This is a genomic window from Snodgrassella alvi wkB2 (genome assembly GCF_000600005.1).
GTDB lineage: Bacteria > Pseudomonadota > Gammaproteobacteria > Burkholderiales > Neisseriaceae > Snodgrassella > Snodgrassella alvi.
Genome location: NZ_CP007446.1, coordinates 173,154 through 189,700, shown reverse-complemented (window position 1 = coordinate 189,700; position 16,547 = coordinate 173,154). Strand labels below are relative to the sequence as shown.

Annotated in this window: 14 protein-coding genes; 9 read left to right on the top strand and 5 right to left on the bottom strand. The window is 43.0% G+C overall.

The window, feature by feature from the left end; genetic code table 11:
* Nucleotides 1–128: 128 nt before the first annotated feature.
* The 7 genes from def (at nucleotide 129) to metF (ending at nucleotide 7,817) form a co-directional block, all read left to right on the top strand.
* Entirely contained in the window at nucleotides 129–632 is a 504-nt protein-coding gene (gene def / locus SALWKB2_RS00795) for a peptide deformylase (RefSeq protein WP_025329805.1), read from the top strand.
* Nucleotides 633–699: 67 nt separating this feature from the next.
* Nucleotides 700–1,641, top strand: a complete 942-nt coding sequence (fmt, locus tag SALWKB2_RS00790) for a methionyl-tRNA formyltransferase (protein ID WP_025329804.1) — start codon at nucleotides 700–702, stop codon at nucleotides 1,639–1,641.
* Nucleotides 1,638–2,891 carry a 16S rRNA (cytosine(967)-C(5))-methyltransferase RsmB gene (rsmB, locus tag SALWKB2_RS00785; protein ID WP_025329803.1) on the top strand — a complete coding sequence of 418 codons (1,254 nt, stop codon included), beginning with the start codon at nucleotides 1,638–1,640 and terminating at the stop codon, nucleotides 2,889–2,891. The genes fmt and rsmB overlap by 4 nt, the downstream gene beginning before the upstream one ends.
* Nucleotides 2,857–3,453 carry a DUF4390 domain-containing protein gene (locus SALWKB2_RS00780; protein WP_025329802.1) on the top strand — a complete coding sequence of 199 codons (597 nt, stop codon included), beginning with the start codon at nucleotides 2,857–2,859 and terminating at the stop codon, nucleotides 3,451–3,453. Before rsmB ends, SALWKB2_RS00780 begins: the two co-directional genes overlap by 35 nt.
* 5 nt (nucleotides 3,454–3,458) lie before the next feature.
* Nucleotides 3,459–5,561, top strand: a complete 2,103-nt coding sequence (locus tag SALWKB2_RS00775) for a sensor histidine kinase (protein ID WP_025329801.1) — start codon at nucleotides 3,459–3,461, stop codon at nucleotides 5,559–5,561.
* Nucleotides 5,548–6,819: a sigma-54-dependent transcriptional regulator gene (locus SALWKB2_RS00770; RefSeq protein ID WP_025329800.1), complete on the top strand. Its 1,272-nt coding sequence runs from the start codon at nucleotides 5,548–5,550 to the stop codon at nucleotides 6,817–6,819. The genes SALWKB2_RS00775 and SALWKB2_RS00770 overlap by 14 nt, the downstream gene beginning before the upstream one ends.
* A gap of 164 nt (nucleotides 6,820–6,983) precedes the next feature.
* On the top strand, nucleotides 6,984–7,817 hold the full coding sequence (gene metF / locus SALWKB2_RS00765) for a methylenetetrahydrofolate reductase [NAD(P)H] (RefSeq protein WP_025329799.1): 834 nt from the start codon (nucleotides 6,984–6,986) through the stop codon (nucleotides 7,815–7,817).
* A gap of 163 nt (nucleotides 7,818–7,980) precedes the next feature.
* Here metF and SALWKB2_RS00760 read toward each other — a convergent pair whose 3' ends face one another.
* The 3 genes from SALWKB2_RS00760 to SALWKB2_RS00750 all read right to left on the bottom strand — a co-directional run bounded on the left by SALWKB2_RS00760 (nucleotide 7,981) and on the right by SALWKB2_RS00750 (nucleotide 10,377).
* Nucleotides 7,981–8,709: an amino acid ABC transporter ATP-binding protein gene (locus SALWKB2_RS00760; RefSeq protein ID WP_025329798.1), complete on the bottom strand. Its 729-nt coding sequence runs from the start codon at nucleotides 8,707–8,709 to the stop codon at nucleotides 7,981–7,983.
* A gap of 37 nt (nucleotides 8,710–8,746) precedes the next feature.
* On the bottom strand, nucleotides 8,747–9,532 hold the full coding sequence (rsmA, locus tag SALWKB2_RS00755; RefSeq protein ID WP_025329797.1) for a 16S rRNA (adenine(1518)-N(6)/adenine(1519)-N(6))-dimethyltransferase RsmA: 786 nt from the start codon (nucleotides 9,530–9,532) through the stop codon (nucleotides 8,747–8,749).
* 107 nt (nucleotides 9,533–9,639) lie between these two features.
* Nucleotides 9,640–10,377 carry a peptidoglycan DD-metalloendopeptidase family protein gene (locus SALWKB2_RS00750; protein WP_025329796.1) on the bottom strand — a complete coding sequence of 246 codons (738 nt, stop codon included), beginning with the start codon at nucleotides 10,375–10,377 and terminating at the stop codon, nucleotides 9,640–9,642.
* A 207-nt stretch (nucleotides 10,378–10,584) separates the two neighbouring features.
* On the opposite strand from SALWKB2_RS00750, the gene SALWKB2_RS00745 reads away from it, so the two are divergent.
* Nucleotides 10,585–11,043: an FxsA family protein gene (locus SALWKB2_RS00745; RefSeq protein WP_025329795.1), complete on the top strand. Its 459-nt coding sequence runs from the start codon at nucleotides 10,585–10,587 to the stop codon at nucleotides 11,041–11,043.
* 70 nt (nucleotides 11,044–11,113) lie between these two features.
* Here the strand turns inward: SALWKB2_RS00745 and lysS are convergent, their stop codons facing one another.
* Entirely contained in the window at nucleotides 11,114–12,637 is a 1,524-nt protein-coding gene (lysS, locus tag SALWKB2_RS00740) for a lysine--tRNA ligase (RefSeq protein ID WP_025329794.1), read from the bottom strand.
* Nucleotides 12,638–13,273: 636 nt separating this feature from the next.
* Between lysS and pgl the strand changes: the two genes are divergently transcribed.
* Entirely contained in the window at nucleotides 13,274–13,972 is a 699-nt protein-coding gene (gene pgl / locus SALWKB2_RS00735; RefSeq protein ID WP_051506363.1) for a 6-phosphogluconolactonase, read from the top strand.
* Nucleotides 13,973–14,017: 45 nt separating this feature from the next.
* On the opposite strand, the gene SALWKB2_RS00730 is transcribed toward pgl, so the two are convergent.
* Nucleotides 14,018–16,498, bottom strand: a complete 2,481-nt coding sequence (locus tag SALWKB2_RS00730; protein WP_025329792.1) for an autotransporter outer membrane beta-barrel domain-containing protein — start codon at nucleotides 16,496–16,498, stop codon at nucleotides 14,018–14,020.
* Between the last annotated feature and the right edge of the window lie 49 nt (nucleotides 16,499–16,547).

Here is a 16,547-nt window from a genome sequence, read left to right as displayed (position 1 = left end):
TGATTGTGATATGACATAGTATGGATATTAGTATCAGTTTACCTGAATCCATATCAACAATCTTTAAAAAATCCATATTGCCATCATGTACTCAGGTCAGATTGATTGAACAAGGAATTAAACACATAATGGCCCTCTTAAACATTTTACAATATCCTGATGAGCGTTTACATACTGTTGCGCAACCTGTTACAAAATTTGATGACAGAATTCGCACGCTGGTACAGGATATGGCGGAAACTATGTATCAGGCACGCGGTATCGGACTGGCGGCAACTCAGGTTGATGTGCATGAACGTGTAGTAGTAATGGATCTGTCTGAAGAACGTAATCAGCTGCGTGTATTTATTAATCCGGTTATTACTTACAGAGAAGGTGATACCGAGTACGAAGAAGGCTGTTTATCTGTTCCCGGTATTTACGAGATGGTGCACCGCTCTGAGCGCATTACCGTTGAAGCCTATGATGAACATGGTGAAAAATTTACACTGGAAGCAGACGGATTACTAGCCATCTGTATTCAGCATGAACTGGATCACCTTGCCGGCAAGGTATTTGTAGAATATCTGTCGCCACTGAAACAGAACCGTATCAAAACTAAGCTTAAAAAACGCGCACGCGAAAGAATGTAACAAAACCTGTTGTCGGAATTTTTTATTGGCATAGCGATAGCTGTTATGCCTGTTGTGGATTTATTGCATGAAGCCTTCTGTTATTTTCGCCGGAACCCCTGATTTTGCTGCGGCTGCACTCAATGCTATTGTTGCAGCCGGTTTTAACGTGCCTCTGGTACTAACCCAGCCAGACCGCCCTAGCGGCCGCGGGTTAAAGTTACAACCCAGTGCAGTTAAAAAAGCAGCACTGACACACGGCCTTACCGTAATGCAGCCAACTACATTAAAAACGGCCGAAATTCAGGCAATATTGGAAAATCAGCAGGCTGATGTCATGGTTGTAGCTGCTTACGGGCTATTACTGCCACAGGCAGTGCTTAATATTCCCAGATACGGCTGTCTCAATATTCATGCGTCGCTGTTGCCGCGCTGGCGTGGTGCCGCACCGATTCAGCGTGCAATTGAAGCCGGCGATCAGGAAACCGGGGTATGTATCATGCAAATGGATGCCGGTCTGGATACCGGCTCAGTAATCAGTTGTCATAAATATACTATTAAAACAGACGATACAGCTAGTGAAGTACATGATGCATTAATGCAGCTGGGTGCTGATGCAATTGTTGCTGATTTACAACAAATTAACCAACTACAGCCAATTCCACAAAGTGAAACAGGCGTTACTTATGCTCATAAATTAAGCAAAGCTGAAGCACAAATTAACTGGACCCGACCTGCTGCAGAAATCGTACGAAAAATTCGTGCTTTCAATCCAGTACCCGGAGCATGGACTGTTTGGCAGGATAAACCGCTTAAAATCCGGCGCGCTAAAGTAGTTTCATACACAGGCATACCAGGAGTGATTTTACACAGTAATGAACATGAACTGATTGTAGCCTGTGGCAAAGACTCCATCAGTATTGAAGAGATTCAGAAAGCGGGTAGCAAAGCTATGTCTGTAACCGCATTTCAAGCCGGTAATATCTTGCAACAGGGTACATTACTTGCTTCAGCGGAGACTGATGCATGAGTATGGCTCGCGCCCAGCAACTGGCAGCAAATATCATCGGCGAAGTACTAAACGGATGTAATCTCAATGAAATTCTGATTCAGGTAATACAGCAACATTCTGAACTGTCAGCCTCTGACAGAGCTGCCTTGCAAGATCTTACTCATGGTAGCCTGCGTTATTTAGGTCTGTTGCAACAACTTGTACAGCAAATGACCACAGCTTCACCACCGGCAGATATTCGCCATCTTCTTATCATTGCTTTATACCAATTACATTTTACTCGCAATGCACATCATGCCGTCGTGAATGAAGCTGTGAATCATGCACGCCGATTGCACGGTGGTCGTTACCAGAAACTGGTTAATGCTCTGTTACGGCGCTTTTTACGCGAGCATGAGGACTTATTAGCCAATGCACTTAAACAGGATACAGCCCGTTTCAATCTGCCTGCATGGTGGGTAAACTATCTTAAAAAGCATTATCCTCAGCATTGGCATAATATGGTTACAGCAATGACTAAGCATCCGCCTATGACATTGCGAGTCAATCGTCGCTATACTGATGCTGAGCAATATCAAACCAAACTGGCCGCAGCCGGTATACCAGCCAGAATTCTCGACACACACAGCATTATGCTGCAACAGGCAGTAGCCGTATCAAAGCTACCGGATTTCGCTTCAGGACATGTGTCTGTACAGGATTTTGGTGCTCAGCAAGCCATTCCTTTGCTGAATCCGCAATCCGGTGAGCGCATTCTGGATGCATGTGCTGCACCGGGTGGTAAAACAGGACATATGCTTGAATGGGCAGACTGCGATGTAACGGCACTGGATATAGATTCGCAGCGTCTTGAGCGCGTACAGGAGAATCTGCAACGCCTGCATCAGCAGGCACATTTGCATTGTGCCGACGCAAAAGATCTGCACTCATGGTATGATGGCAACACTTTTGATGCCATTCTTGCTGATGTTCCCTGTACGGCTTCAGGTGTAGTAAAACGTCATCCTGACATCAAATGGTTACGTCAGCCTCAGGACGGACAAAAAACTGCACTACAGCAGGAAGCTTTACTGGATAATCTGTGGCTTACTTTAAAATCAGGTGGGCGCCTGCTTCTGGCCACCTGTTCGATTTTTACAGAAGAAAACCAGCAACAAGTAACCCGTTTTTTAACCCGACATGCGGATGCCCGCGAGCGTCTCTCACGTATTTTATTACCGAACAGCAGACAAGATGGCTTTTTTTACGCGCTTATCGATAAAATCTAGTCTACTTTTTGCCTGTCTCCTCTGCCTGAGCATTACTGCAGCACTGGCCGAAGGCATAAGCACCACCCGTGCTCAGGCTAATATTACCAGTAATGGTCAGCTTTCCATCAATACACGTTTTAATACCCAGCTGCCCGACCAACTGAAACAGGCTCTGACTCAAGGCGTACCATTAAATTTTGATCTGAACTATCAGTTAACAGCCCCCACGCTCGCTTCTTACCGTAATCGGATTAATAACCTGATTGGCGGTGATAACCTTATACAGTACAAACTCGCTTATCACCCGCTGACTAACCGCTACCGTGTCAGCATGGGTTCCACGTTCTCTACCGAATACAACAGCCTTGATACCGCACTTAGAGCCGTTGGTGCTGTAGCCAACTGGCGCGTCCTGAGCAATGGCACACTCAGTGGTGTCTCTGCGAATGAAGTGCGTGCTGATGTTCGCCTTAGTCTGAGTATCAGCCAGTTACCCAAGCCATTTCAGATTAATGCTCTCACTTCCCATAGCTGGCAATTGGATTCCGGCTGGCATCGTCTAGTCATTAACGCGGACTGACCACAATGAGACGGCTGATTCTGGTCATGGCAGTACTCTGTGTAGTGACCCTGTATGTTCTGGCTGTCGCTACCGGCAACACTAATGTTTTCTCAAAATATTTCTGGTTTGCTTTTGGATTTGCCTCACTACTGGTACTGGCACTGATGCTGATGGCCGGTTCTTATTGGTGGAAATTGCTGCAAAGCCGGCACAGACAGGAGTTCGGTTCCAAAATTGCATTGCGTCTGGCTTCCATGTTTACCCTGGTAGCTGTATTACCCGGTTTATTTCTGTTCGGAGTATCTGCACAGTTTATCTCGCACAGTATTCATTCGTGGTTTGGTAACGATACAGAAGAAGCACTAAACCGCAGTATCAGCCTGAGTAAATCGGCTCTGGATTATGAGCTGGACAACACAGTTCGCCGGGCAGCCAATATTCAGATCGCACTGATTGCAGCCAATGGTCTGGAACAACCACTAGTACCCGTTCTAGAGAAAAATGGCAAAAGCAGACAGTTCAGTCAGTTAGATATTTATAATTTAAACAATAAACGGCTTGAAGCCGAATATAATCCTCAGCACCTGTCCACTCCTGAACTTAACCCGAATCTGATTCAGCAGTTGCATAATTCAGGCTCTGTCCGTGAGATTGAAAGTATCAATAATATTCTTTATGCACAGGGCTGGCTGCTTTTACCCGGACACAACAGCGATAAAGCCCTGTTTTTCCGCCAGCCAATTCCGGCCAAAGTAGCACGGGATGCAACTCTGATTGAAGCGGCACGGGCAAAATATGGGGAGCTGAGCTTTACTAAACAAAGTCTGCAAACCTTTTTTCTGGCTACATTACTAATGGCTACCCTGCTGTCCATTATTCTGGCTCTGCTGGTGGCGTTATATTTTGCCCGGCAATTTGTTGCCCCTATTCTGTCACTTGCCGATGGTGCTCGTGCAGTGGCCAAAGGTGATCTGGACGTACAACAAACCATTTATCGCAATGATGAGCTGGGAAAATTAACCGGTCTGTTTAATCACATGACAATACAGCTACGGCATTCACGTGAACAACAGGAAGCGGCCAGACATTATCTGGAATATATACTTAATAGCCTGACCACTGGTGTAGTTACCCTCAATCCAGAAGGATGCCTGATTACCTTTAATCAAATGGCGGAGAACATCCTTGGCCAGAATCTGAATCCGATACTCGGGCAAAATATCAGCCAGCTTACAGAACAAAGCCCGCAAACAGCAATGCTGGCTGATGTATTTCAACAGATACTGACTACAGAATATCAGAACAAACCGGCGCAAATTACCTATAATCACAAAGATGAGGCTCTGATATTACTTGGAAAGGCCACACCTCTGCCCGAAGACAGCGGAGGCGGTACTGTACTGGTGTTTGATGATGTTACAGCTCTGGTAAGTGCTCAGAAAGAAGCAGCATGGGGTGAGGTTGCCCAGCGGCTGGCACATGAAATCCGTAACCCGCTGACACCAATTCAACTATCTGCCGAACGGCTGGCGTGGAAACTCAGTGATAAATTAAACGAAGCGGATAAACAAATTTTAAGCCGTGCTACTAATACCATTATCCGTCAGGTAGCAGCAATGAAAGATATGGTTGAGGCATTCCGCAATTATGCCCGTTCACCGGCATTAAAATTCACAAACCTTGATTTAAATGAACTAATACGCGAGGTTTTGGTACTTTATGAAGGTAGTAATTGTACATTTACAGTTAATTTGAGTAAGATAGTAATGAATGTTAACGCTGACAGCGGAGCTTTACGTCAGGTTATTCATAATCTGCTGAAAAATGCAGTAGAGGCAGCCGCAGCATCTGACTCTCCTGAAGTAAGCATACAAACTGAATTAAATAGCGAACATATTCTTTTCTACGTAAGTAATAATGGTAAAACATTTAGTCAGGAGATGTTATTACATGCATTTGACCCTTATGTAACAGACAAACCCGGTGGTACCGGACTGGGATTGCCGGTAGTAAAAAAAATCATTGAAGAACACGGCGGGCGGATCCAAATCAGTAATCAGAAAAACGGACTGGCTTGTGTCAAAATAACCTTACCATTACAGGTGAATAGAAATGCGAAGCAGTGATATTTTAATTGTTGATGATGAAATAGGTATCCGCGATTTATTATCGGAAATCTTGCAGGACGAAGGTTATACCGTCACCACAGCCGAAAATGCCGATACTGCCCGCCAACTACGCCAGCAAACACGCCCTGCGATGGTATTACTGGATATCTGGATGCCTGACTGCGATGGGATTACCTTACTTAAAGAATGGGCAAAATCCGGACAGTTAACTATGCCGGTAGTGATGATGAGCGGCCATGCCAGCATTGACACTGCCATAGAAGCCACAAAAATTGGCGCACTGGATTTTCTGGAAAAACCCATTTCCCTGCAAAAACTGCTTAGTACCGTAGACCGTGCTTTAAAATACGGGCAAATGCAGGCCGCTTCCAATCTGACATTGGATAAGCTCGGTCACAGCCCTGCAATTAAAGAATTAAATCAGCAACTGGAACGTATAGCTAAATTCAGTACTCCGGTATTACTCACCGGTGAACTGGGCTCTCCTTTTGAACTGGTAGCACGCTCATTTCATAAAAGCTCAACTCCCTGGGTAGAACCCTCCAAAGTAGAACAAATCGTTGATGCTCCTATTGAATTATTGCAGAAAGCCACCGGTGGCATACTTTATCTGGGCGATATAGCCCAGTATGGTAAAAGTACCCAGCAAAGTATCGGTTTCATTCTGACTAAAGCAGACCGCTACAACGCTCGCATTATCTGCGTTTGCAGCAGATCAATTAAAGAAATGATTACCGATCCGTTACAGGATAACAAACTGCTTAACACCTTGTCATCACTAATTGTTGCTATTCCTCCGTTGCGTTCGCAGCTGGATGATATGGTATTTCTGGTGGAACAAATAACAACCGAACTGGCAGAAAGCCAGAAAATTCCGCCAGTAAAATTCACTACTGCTGCCTTGAATGAATTGCGTCAGTACGATTGGCCGGGTAATCTGGAACAATTGCGCAGTGTTGTTAAAAGCCTGATGCTCACAGCAGAAAATAACGAAATTGACGTTAATGTCGTCAGTACTATTCTGAATCAGTTCAAACATAACCAGCCTCATGAAACCATGAACGGCTTCAATTTTGATCTGCCTCTGCGTGAACTGAGAGAGGATCTGGAACGACGCTATTTCGAATACCACATTGCTCAGGAAGGACATAACATGAGTAAAGTGGCTCAGAAAGTAGGGCTGGAACGAACTCATCTTTATCGCAAACTTAAACAGCTTGGTATTCAGTTTTCGCGCCGGCAGGCTGAAAAATAATTCAGATAAACCGGATAATAAATTCTCTGCAAATTTTATTATGAATTTTATTCATATTATTTAGCGGATTTTTCAAAGAAAATTTGCAATAAAACATTGATTGAGCATGTCTGAAACGTTATGGTTAGATATCTAACCATAACCTACGGAGAAACTGTTTAATCATGAGTTTTACCCAGTTGAGCTTTGAATTTTTTCCGCCGCGTACTGAAGAGGGACGGCGCAAACTGGCCATCACCCGCAAACAGTTAAGCCAATATCAACCTGAATATTTTTCATGTACTTATGGTGCAGGTGGAACTACACGAGCCGGTACATTGCAAACAATTACCGATATTATGAATGATGGAGTAGCAGCCGCTCCCCATCTGGCCTGTATTGGCGCCAGCCGTGAAGAAATGATCAGCCTGCTCCAAACCTACAAAGACATGGGCATCCGTCATATTGTAGCCTTACGTGGTGACGTTCCGTCAGGCGTGGGCTTTGGACATCAGGGACTGCGCTACGCAAATGAGCTGGTTGCTCTTATCCGCCAGGAGTTTGGTGACTGGTTTCATATTGAAATTGCTGCCTATCCGGAGTTTCACCCTCAATCACGCAGTGCTGAAGACGATATCAATCATTTTGTACGTAAATGTCAGGCCGGCGCCGATTCCGCAATTACCCAATATTTTTTCAATGCAGACAGTTATTTCTGGTTTGTAGACGAAGTACAAGGCAGAGGAATAGATATTCCCATTATCCCCGGCATCATGCCTATTGCCAGCTTTTCCAAATTGGCACGCTTTTCAGAAACCTGTGGCGCAGAGATTCCGCGCTGGTTACGCCTAAAACTTCAGTCTTATGCAGATGATACAGCATCAATTAAAGCACTTGGGCTGGATGTAGTAACTGAAATGTGCGACCATTTGCTTCAGCAGGGAGCACCCAGCCTGCATTTTTATACTCTGAATCAGGCCGGACTTGTATCGACTATATGTCAGCGATTAGGTTACTAAAACTGAATAATAAATAAAATTAAAATATAAATTTGTTAATACAATACAAATGAAATAAGCCCTTATCGTCTTAATGATAAGGGCTGTAAAATCTGATTACTTTTTTATCAGCGAAATTATATGACTGTCTAATTTAAATTAATCACAACAAAACAATTAATAGCTAATGAGTTAACAACTGATTAAGAAACTGCTGAGCTCTTTCATGTTGCGGACGCTGGAAAAATTCTTCCGGAGTAGCCTCTTCAACAATTTCACCATGATCAATAAATACTACCCGATCAGCTACTTCACGGGCAAAACCCATCTCATGCGTGACCACCATCATTGTCATACCACTAAGCGCCAGATCTTTCATAACTTTCAGCACTTCACCTATCATTTCCGGATCCAGAGCAGAAGTCGGCTCATCAAACAGCATTACTCTTGGCTCCATAGCCAGACCGCGGGCAATGGCGACCCGCTGTTGCTGACCGCCCGACAACTGCTGCGGAAAAGCATCGCACTTATGCGCCAGCCCTACTTTAGCCAGCAGTTCCTTAGCTTTGGCTTCAGCCTGCGCGCGACTTTCTTTTTTCACCTTCATCGGTGACAAAATAATATTTTCCAGAACTGTAAGATGCGGATATAAATTAAAATGCTGAAATACAAAACCAACCTCAGTTCGTACCCGATTTAAATCAGCTTTCGGATCAGCAACATTAATTCCGTCAACCCAGATTTCACCCTGCTGGATTTTTTCCAGCTGATTTACAGTACGAATCAGCGTAGATTTACCGCTGCCAGAAGGACCGCATACCACTACCACTTCCCCCTGACTAACAGTGAGATTCACACCATTAATAACATGCAAATCTTTAAACCATTTATGAACATTCTTAAATTCAATCATGTATTCCCCACATCCTGTAACTGTCTGCATTAATCATTCAGACAGAAGCGCCATTGTGCAACAAATGATTACTTAATGCCACATAAAGCTCTGGCGTAACCCGCTCTGGCCTGCTGCTGGGATCAATACCTACAGCCATCAATGCTGCATCATCTACAGATTCTTTCAGATTATTATGAATAGTTTTACGTCTCTGTTGAAAAGCCTGTTTGACCAATGCAGCAAAATGATTAAAATCCTCAGCAATACCAATGCGACCACACTGCGGAATCATTCGTACCACAGCTGAATCTACCTTTGGTGCAGGTATAAAGGCCTGAGGCGGCACATCAAGTAAATTTTCCATCTCAAAAAAATACTGCAACATGACACTTAAACGCCCGTAATCATTACTGCCTGCTACTGCCACCATACGTTCAACCACTTCTTTTTGCAGCATAAAGTGCATATCTATAATATCATCAGCATACTGACCAAAACGAAATAACAACGGCGTGGAAATATTATACGGCAAGTTACCAACAATCTTTTTTTTGCCGGGTACAGTATTAAAATCAAATTGCAGGACATCGCCCTCATGAATTAATAGCTTTGATGCAAATGGCAGCGTACGTAATCGAGCCACAATATCACGATCAATCTCAATCACATGCAGTTTATTGACAGCCATAGCAAGAGGTTCCGTAATTGCGGCCAGACCCGGACCAATTTCAATTACCGTATCCTCAGGCTGAGGACGAACCGCACGCACAATATCCTGAATAATACTTTTATCCTGCAGAAAATTCTGACCAAAACGTTTGCGGGCACGATGTTCTTTCATAATACTTCCTTCAATTTTGCCCAATTATAAAATAAAACCACCGTTCTCAACTTACCAGACTAATCAGTACAACGTACCTGTTAACATCTGCTTTCAGTAGTCTGACACTAATTTGACAGATAACGTAAAGGATTAACCGCCTTACTATTCACCCGAACCTCAAAATGCAGTTTTACACCAGTGGTTCCACTGTCTCCCATAGCTGCGATTGTCTGTCCGGCCTGAACTTTCTGCCCATTAACAACTTTCAAGGAATCATTGTACGCATAGGCCGTCATCGTACTGTTACTATGTTTAATCAGTACCAGTTTGCCATATCCGCGCAGTTCCTCTCCGGCATACTCTACGACACCCGCTGCCGCTGCTTTAACCGGAGTACCCCGGTTACCGGCAATATCAATACCCTTTTGCGTCTGACCATTAAATGTACTGATTACTTTACCCTGCACCGGCCATCGCAAACGAATATCAGGAGCAGCTGTTGTAGTCGTTCCGGTATCCGGTTTAGGTGTAACACGACCAGGCTGTCGTTTTACTCCCGCAGAAACGCCTGATACAGAATCTGGTTTACGTACCCGAATCAACTGCCCCACTTCAATAGCATGAGGATTAGCCAGATGATTCCAGCGAACAAGCGTATTCACATCCTGATTAAATCGCAAACCAATGCGATATAACGTATCTCCGCGCTGTACCCGGTAATAACCATTTTGTGCCCTGCCATTCATTACCGGCGCTTTAGCCGGATTATTATTGGCACAGCCACACAGCAACAAACAGCCGCCCAGCAACACGCTTAAACCGGAACGCCATAATATTCCGCTCAATTTCCATATCTGTATCATTGATTTACCAAAATCTTAACAAGAATCTGTATAGCATAACTTGTTTAGCTAATCTTAGCTTGATATTAACATAGCTTTTCCTGCCTCATTGACTAGTAAGCCCCTCTTTTCAGACAGGCAGAGAAATCCATTTCACAACTGCTATATTGAATTCTTCGATCCTGCAACCATCTGTTAAAAATGTTATAGCTTAAAAGGGTAACTTACATGCGTTACATAGGTTGGGCATTACCGATACTGGCAGTACTGGAAGTCCTTTCCATTATTCTGGTTAGCAATCTGATTGGTGGCGGCTGGACACTGCTTATCATCTTACTGTCAATTGTCTGCGGTATTTTCATGCTGCGTAATATTGGCGTGTCCGGCTTATTTCTTGCAATGGCTACCATTCGAACTGGCAACAATGTATCGCTTTACCAGCTATTATGGCCAGTGCGCTACATATTCGCCTCCATCATGCTTATTAGCCCCGGATTTGTCTCAGATATATTTGCTGCCTTGTTATTACTACCTATTAGCGGCAAGCCTCTGACCGGCACAACCCAATCCTTCTCCCGTTCAACACAACCGGAACAGGGGGACATTATCGAGGGTGAGTACACTGTAGAAACCGATAACGAACAAACAGCTCACTCCGGCACACAATCAAATCTTCCGCATAAATAACCGAATAACAAAACCAAAAGCCGCACAGAATTAATCTGGCGGCTTTTAAATTACAGAAAGACGATTCTCACTACTCTAAACGCATTTGCGGAAACAGAATAACATCACGTATTGTTTGAGCATCTGTCAGCAGCATAATCAGACGATCCATGCCAATACCGCAGCCGCCGGTTGGCGGTAAACCATATTCCATAGCACGAATATAATCTGCATCGTAATGCATTGCTTCATCATCACCAGCATCCAGCTGTGCTACCTGCGCTTTGAAACGCGCAGCCTGATCTTCAGGATCATTTAATTCCGAATAGCCGTTAGCCAGTTCGCGTCCGACCACAAACAACTCGAAACGCTCGGTTAAACCCGGTTTAGTATCCGATGCACGTGCCAGTGGTGATACTTCTACCGGATAATCCACAATAAATGTAGGCTGCCATAATTGCGCTTCCGCGCACTCCTCAAATAAAGCCAGCTGCAAACTGCCCAGACCCTGAGCCATAGGTAAAGCTCCGCCCAGTTTTTTAATTTCAGCCTTCAGCCAGGCTTCATCCGTCAGCTGTTCATCCGTATACTGCGGATTAAAATATTTAATTGCTTCTACAATAGTCATACGAGCAAACGGCTGGCTTAAATCTACCTCCTTACCGTTATAACTCACCACCGCACTGCCTGTTGCCTCAATAGCAGCAGCACGGATTACCTTTTCTGTCATGTCCATCATACGCTGGTAATCACCATAAGCCTCATAGAATTCCATCATCGTGAATTCCGGATTATGGCGTGTACTCATGCCCTCATTGCGGAAATTACGGTTAATTTCAAACACACGCTCCAGACCACCCACAACCAGCCGTTTCAGATAAAGCTCAGGTGCCACACGTAAAAATAAATCCATATCCAGAGCATTATGATGCGTGACAAACGGCTTTGCTGTAGCTCCGCCCGGAATCGGATGCATCATCGGTGTTTCCACCTCCAGATAGCGCTCACCTACCATCACATTCCGTATCGCCTGAATAATCCGACTCCGTTTCACAAAAGTGTCACGCGTTTGCTCATTGGTAATTAAATCTACATAGCGCTGGCGATATTTCTGCTCCTGATCAGCTAAACCGTGAAACTTATCAGGTAATGGTCGCAAAGACTTAGTCAGCAACCGCAGACCAGACACCCGTACCGTAAGCTCACCGTGATTGGTTTTCATCAGTTCACCTTCAGCACCCACAATATCACCCAAATCCCAGTGCTTGAATGTATCATGAACTTGCTCACCAACACCCTGATTGTTGATATACAGCTGAATACGGCCGGTCATATCCTGAATAGTCGCGAAGCTGGCTTTACCCATATGACGTTTCAGCATAATACGTCCGGCAACTTTTACCGGAATTGCCTTTTCTGCCAGCACATCCTTATCAAACTCATCATAAAGCTGATGCAAATCTCCAGCAAAAGCATCTCGTTTAAAATCATTTGGAAAAGCAATTCCCTCAGCACGAATCGCCGTCAACTTCTCACGGCGGTGTGCCATAATCTGGTTTTCATCCAGTTGTTCTTCTTGCGCGGCAGCTACCGGCGCATTCTGCTGTTCACTCATATGCATCCTCATACTATATGCAATTGTTATCAACAAACAACTGCCCGCCTGACACCATTGAGCATAGTATAAAATTCAGGCAATAAAAAATTAAAAATAACCGCCTATTTTAAGTCAAAACAGCCAGTTTGACATCTAAAACACCTGATTCAGTTACAGCAATCCCATATTGTCATAACAAATTTCTTCAACCAGCAGCAATAACTTAACACCATCCGGCAGCAAAAACTTTAAACATCATCCCAAAGAAATAAATTATTACCAAACTGTAACCAAAGCACATAAACCTGCCCGGATAAATTAACGATAGCAACATTTCTGATATCAGCTAAACAGAAGAGCACACCTGAACATAAATTTATCCGTAGCAATCTATAAACAGCCAATATCGAATATATATTTCTTTATTATTTATTGAAATAGCATAAAAATAACAATAAAATATTAACCGTCAGCCTATACCATATCCGTTAGCGCATACGAAAATACCAACAGTCTATTATTTGTTTTAACAAAAATTACATTGAAATACAACTCATTAACCCATTACCAGCGAATAATAATTTTAATATAAAATTTAACAACCTTATCGCTGTATCACCAATAAAACCCAGATATATCTTTCAGGAGATGAACATGTATCAGTTACATCTTTATGACACACCTATTGCGATGAATACAGCTCTGGCTACAGCTATTATTGCCAACCTGCAAAATGCAATTAATCTGCGCGATTGCGCTTCTCTTGCCGTTTCAGGCGGTCCGAATCCGGTAGAGCTGTTTCAGATACTAAGCAAAGCGCAACTGGCATGGGAGAAAGTTTATATTACTCTCGTGGACGAGCGCTGGGTTGATAAACACCACGAAGACAGCAACGAACGGCTGATTCATACCCATTTACTACAAAATAAAGCTAAAGCAGCACACTTTATCAGCCTAAAAACTGTAGCTGAAAATCCATATGATGGTGTGGATGAAATTCAGGCACGTCTGGAGCAACTATTACCCTTACCCATAGATGTACTGGTATTAGGCATGGGAGACGACGGGCATACTGCATCACTTTTTCCTCATGCTGAAAATTTATCCAAAGGCCTGGATATGCACTCTGAGAGAATGGTAATAGACATGAAACCCCTGACTGCACCGCATGATCGTATTTCCCTGACTTTACCGGTAATATTAAACAGTAAACATTTATATCTGCAACTTTCCGGCAAAAAACAACAACAGGTACTACAACAGGCACTGGCCGGAATCAATAGTAACGATATGCCAATCAGAGCTGTTTTGCATCAACAGAAACTACCATTACAGATTTATCTGGCTCAATAAAAAATGCGCCGGGTAAAACCGGCGCATTGACAAAATTCAGCATAATTACCAGGAATAGCGATAATTAAAATTAATGCCGAATTTCTGCTCTGTATGCTGCCCGCTCGCATAATCAAGCTTGAAATCAGCGTGATTATTTGAATTAAAATCCACACCCAGCCCTGCTTCATACAGACCACTGTTACCAGCTCCGGTTATACGCATATTGCTATCATCAACAATAGCATGTCCCAAACTGTTTTTATCATGTAACCAGTAAGCACCTGCATACGGATGCAGATTCACCTTATTCAGTGCCAGAGTAGTTTTAACTGCCGCACCTAACTGACTACGATAAAAAGTCGTACTCTTCGTATAATCATCACCGGATAAACGACCGGCAGTTATACCAGCTTTAGGTGTGATTACCAATTTATCAGAAAGGCTGAAATCTTTACCCGCATCAACACTCAGACTATTACTATGCCATGTAGCCTTATCCATTTTGTTGGCATTAGCTTTCAGATGGCTATAACGATAAGCCGCATCGGCAAACCAGCCTGCTGTATTATACCAGCCGACATAAACACCAGTAGTAAGTGCTTTCAGATTACCGTCCTTATAATTACCATTAAAATCTACACTAGAATGCCCTTGCCCCACAAAAGCACCCAAATAAGTCTGATTACCGTCATTACCCAACGGTAACAAATGATCATAACCTAATTGCAAACTATATGATTTTTGCTTAAAACCAGAGGTAGTCAACCCATAGCTTGAGCCAGTACTGTCAAAATGAGTATTGGTATAATTACTGTCCAACCACATATTATTAACATGTGACTCATTTTTCAGACTGTTGAAGCGTGCATTTAAAGGTTTTTGCATCTGATATACAAACTGGCTGGCCGCCTGACGCATACTGATAAGTGAATTGGCAAAATCACTGATTTCATGCCGGGGGCCATAATGACCGCCTCCGGCTGATGCGGCACCATTATCATTACTCAGAATCCAGTCATTTCCGTCCTGATGGAAGAAATAGCGATATCTGCCAATATCAACATAATTCTGAACCATAGAGAATGATCCGTCACCACCTTCAGACTCAACCAAAGTTATCTGAATATTCGGTTTTTTGGGCTGTTTACGACTATCTGCCACACTGATTTTATGTTCACCATGAACCTGACCATGAATTTTAATCTTATCAGATTGTCCATCGGCCAGACTGGTATTCATATTAAACAGACTATTGCTACCATTTAAATCGCCATTTATTGTCAGAGTTTTAAATTTACCACCCTGACTGAAAGAAACAACTGAATCATGAATATTCAGCTCATCCAGGACACTATCACCATTGATTGTCCATGAAGAACCATTATTCAGATTAAAAGTTATTTCAGGTGCCCGCTTCGGATCCTGATCAATATAAATACGTCCTGCCAATTGAGAATGATCCGCAGTTAAAGTAAATGGCTGTAATGCAGCAACCTGCTCATCTCCTATAGCATCATCATCCTCAGCATCTTCAATATAATAACGATGATCATTGACACCCAGTAAAGCATCCTGCCCGATTAACTTACTGTCTTTAATTGTAAATGTATGTTTATCCGCTTCCGCCTGAGTAGTTGCCAGCATAATGCCAATACCTGACTTTATAGTACTATTTTTAACATTTACTTCACTTCCGTTATTCAGATAAAAACCTGAACTGAGCGGATTAGTAAGATTTATTTCTGTGTTGCTAACATTGGCAACAGCATGATTCTCTGGACTCTGATTCACTATATCTATGCCAAAATTAATATATCCATCACCTTGTATTTTCATATTATTGACATTGACGAGTGCATTATTATTATCCGAAACTTCTATAGAAATTGCAGATGAATAATCACTATCTTTATCTAACTTTATTTCTGAATCATGAATATTCGCTGTGCTGGCAGCTGTACCAGCCCCAGTAGCCGCTATATAATATGCATCAGAATGAGGAGCAGAGATAGTAAAATCAGCCTGCGAATCCAATAGCCCTCCGCTAAGTTCAATTCCTGTAATACCTTCGTCAAATTCTTTCGGCTGCCCCTGCAAGCTAAAATGAACACCCTTAGGCATCACAAACCGTGCATTGCCCGTTTCAGATTCAAAACTGACACCTATATGGTCTATATCCTCCCGATGATCTCCGTACTTTTTATTATTTAAATACGATGTATCTATTGTAATTTCAGTATTTGGAGAAAATTCTGCCGTTAATGATTGTGCAGCATTATTTGATTCATGAATCCGGAACATCGATAGTCTTTGACCATCTTCTCCGGGAGCTCCAGTAAACAACTCTTTAAATTCACTCTCAGTAGGAATGCCATTATAATATTGATCAGCTGTAATAATAATTTTATTATTTTCCGGATCTGGCACCTTACATCCGTCTATAGCATGACAAGTATTAGCAGCTACACTATAAGCCGACAATGATCCCAAAACAACTAGCAGAATAGTTTTTAACTTTAACGGCGGGTGTATTGATTTCATCATATAAATTAACCTTTTAACACAAATAAAAAAAATAATATCACAATATTTA

Bases quoted from the DNA above. Each gene is read 5' to 3' on its own strand.
- def (WP_025329805.1), top strand. From the start codon at position 129: ATGGCCCTCTTAAACATTTTACAATATCCTGATGAGCGTTTACATACT.
- fmt (WP_025329804.1), top strand. From the start codon at position 700: ATGAAGCCTTCTGTTATTTTCGCCGGAACCCCTGATTTTGCTGCGGCT.
- rsmB (WP_025329803.1), top strand. From the start codon at position 1,638: ATGAGTATGGCTCGCGCCCAGCAACTGGCAGCAAATATCATCGGCGAA.
- SALWKB2_RS00780 (WP_025329802.1), top strand. From the start codon at position 2,857: ATGGCTTTTTTTACGCGCTTATCGATAAAATCTAGTCTACTTTTTGCC.
- SALWKB2_RS00775 (WP_025329801.1), top strand. From the start codon at position 3,459: ATGAGACGGCTGATTCTGGTCATGGCAGTACTCTGTGTAGTGACCCTG.
- SALWKB2_RS00770 (WP_025329800.1), top strand. From the start codon at position 5,548: ATGCGAAGCAGTGATATTTTAATTGTTGATGATGAAATAGGTATCCGC.
- metF (WP_025329799.1), top strand. From the start codon at position 6,984: ATGAGTTTTACCCAGTTGAGCTTTGAATTTTTTCCGCCGCGTACTGAA.
- SALWKB2_RS00760 (WP_025329798.1), bottom strand. From the start codon at position 8,709: ATGATTGAATTTAAGAATGTTCATAAATGGTTTAAAGATTTGCATGTT.
- rsmA (WP_025329797.1), bottom strand. From the start codon at position 9,532: ATGAAAGAACATCGTGCCCGCAAACGTTTTGGTCAGAATTTTCTGCAG.
- SALWKB2_RS00750 (WP_025329796.1), bottom strand. From the start codon at position 10,377: ATGATACAGATATGGAAATTGAGCGGAATATTATGGCGTTCCGGTTTA.
- SALWKB2_RS00745 (WP_025329795.1), top strand. From the start codon at position 10,585: ATGCGTTACATAGGTTGGGCATTACCGATACTGGCAGTACTGGAAGTC.
- lysS (WP_025329794.1), bottom strand. From the start codon at position 12,637: ATGAGTGAACAGCAGAATGCGCCGGTAGCTGCCGCGCAAGAAGAACAA.
- pgl (WP_051506363.1), top strand. From the start codon at position 13,274: ATGTATCAGTTACATCTTTATGACACACCTATTGCGATGAATACAGCT.
- SALWKB2_RS00730 (WP_025329792.1), bottom strand. From the start codon at position 16,498: ATGATGAAATCAATACACCCGCCGTTAAAGTTAAAAACTATTCTGCTA.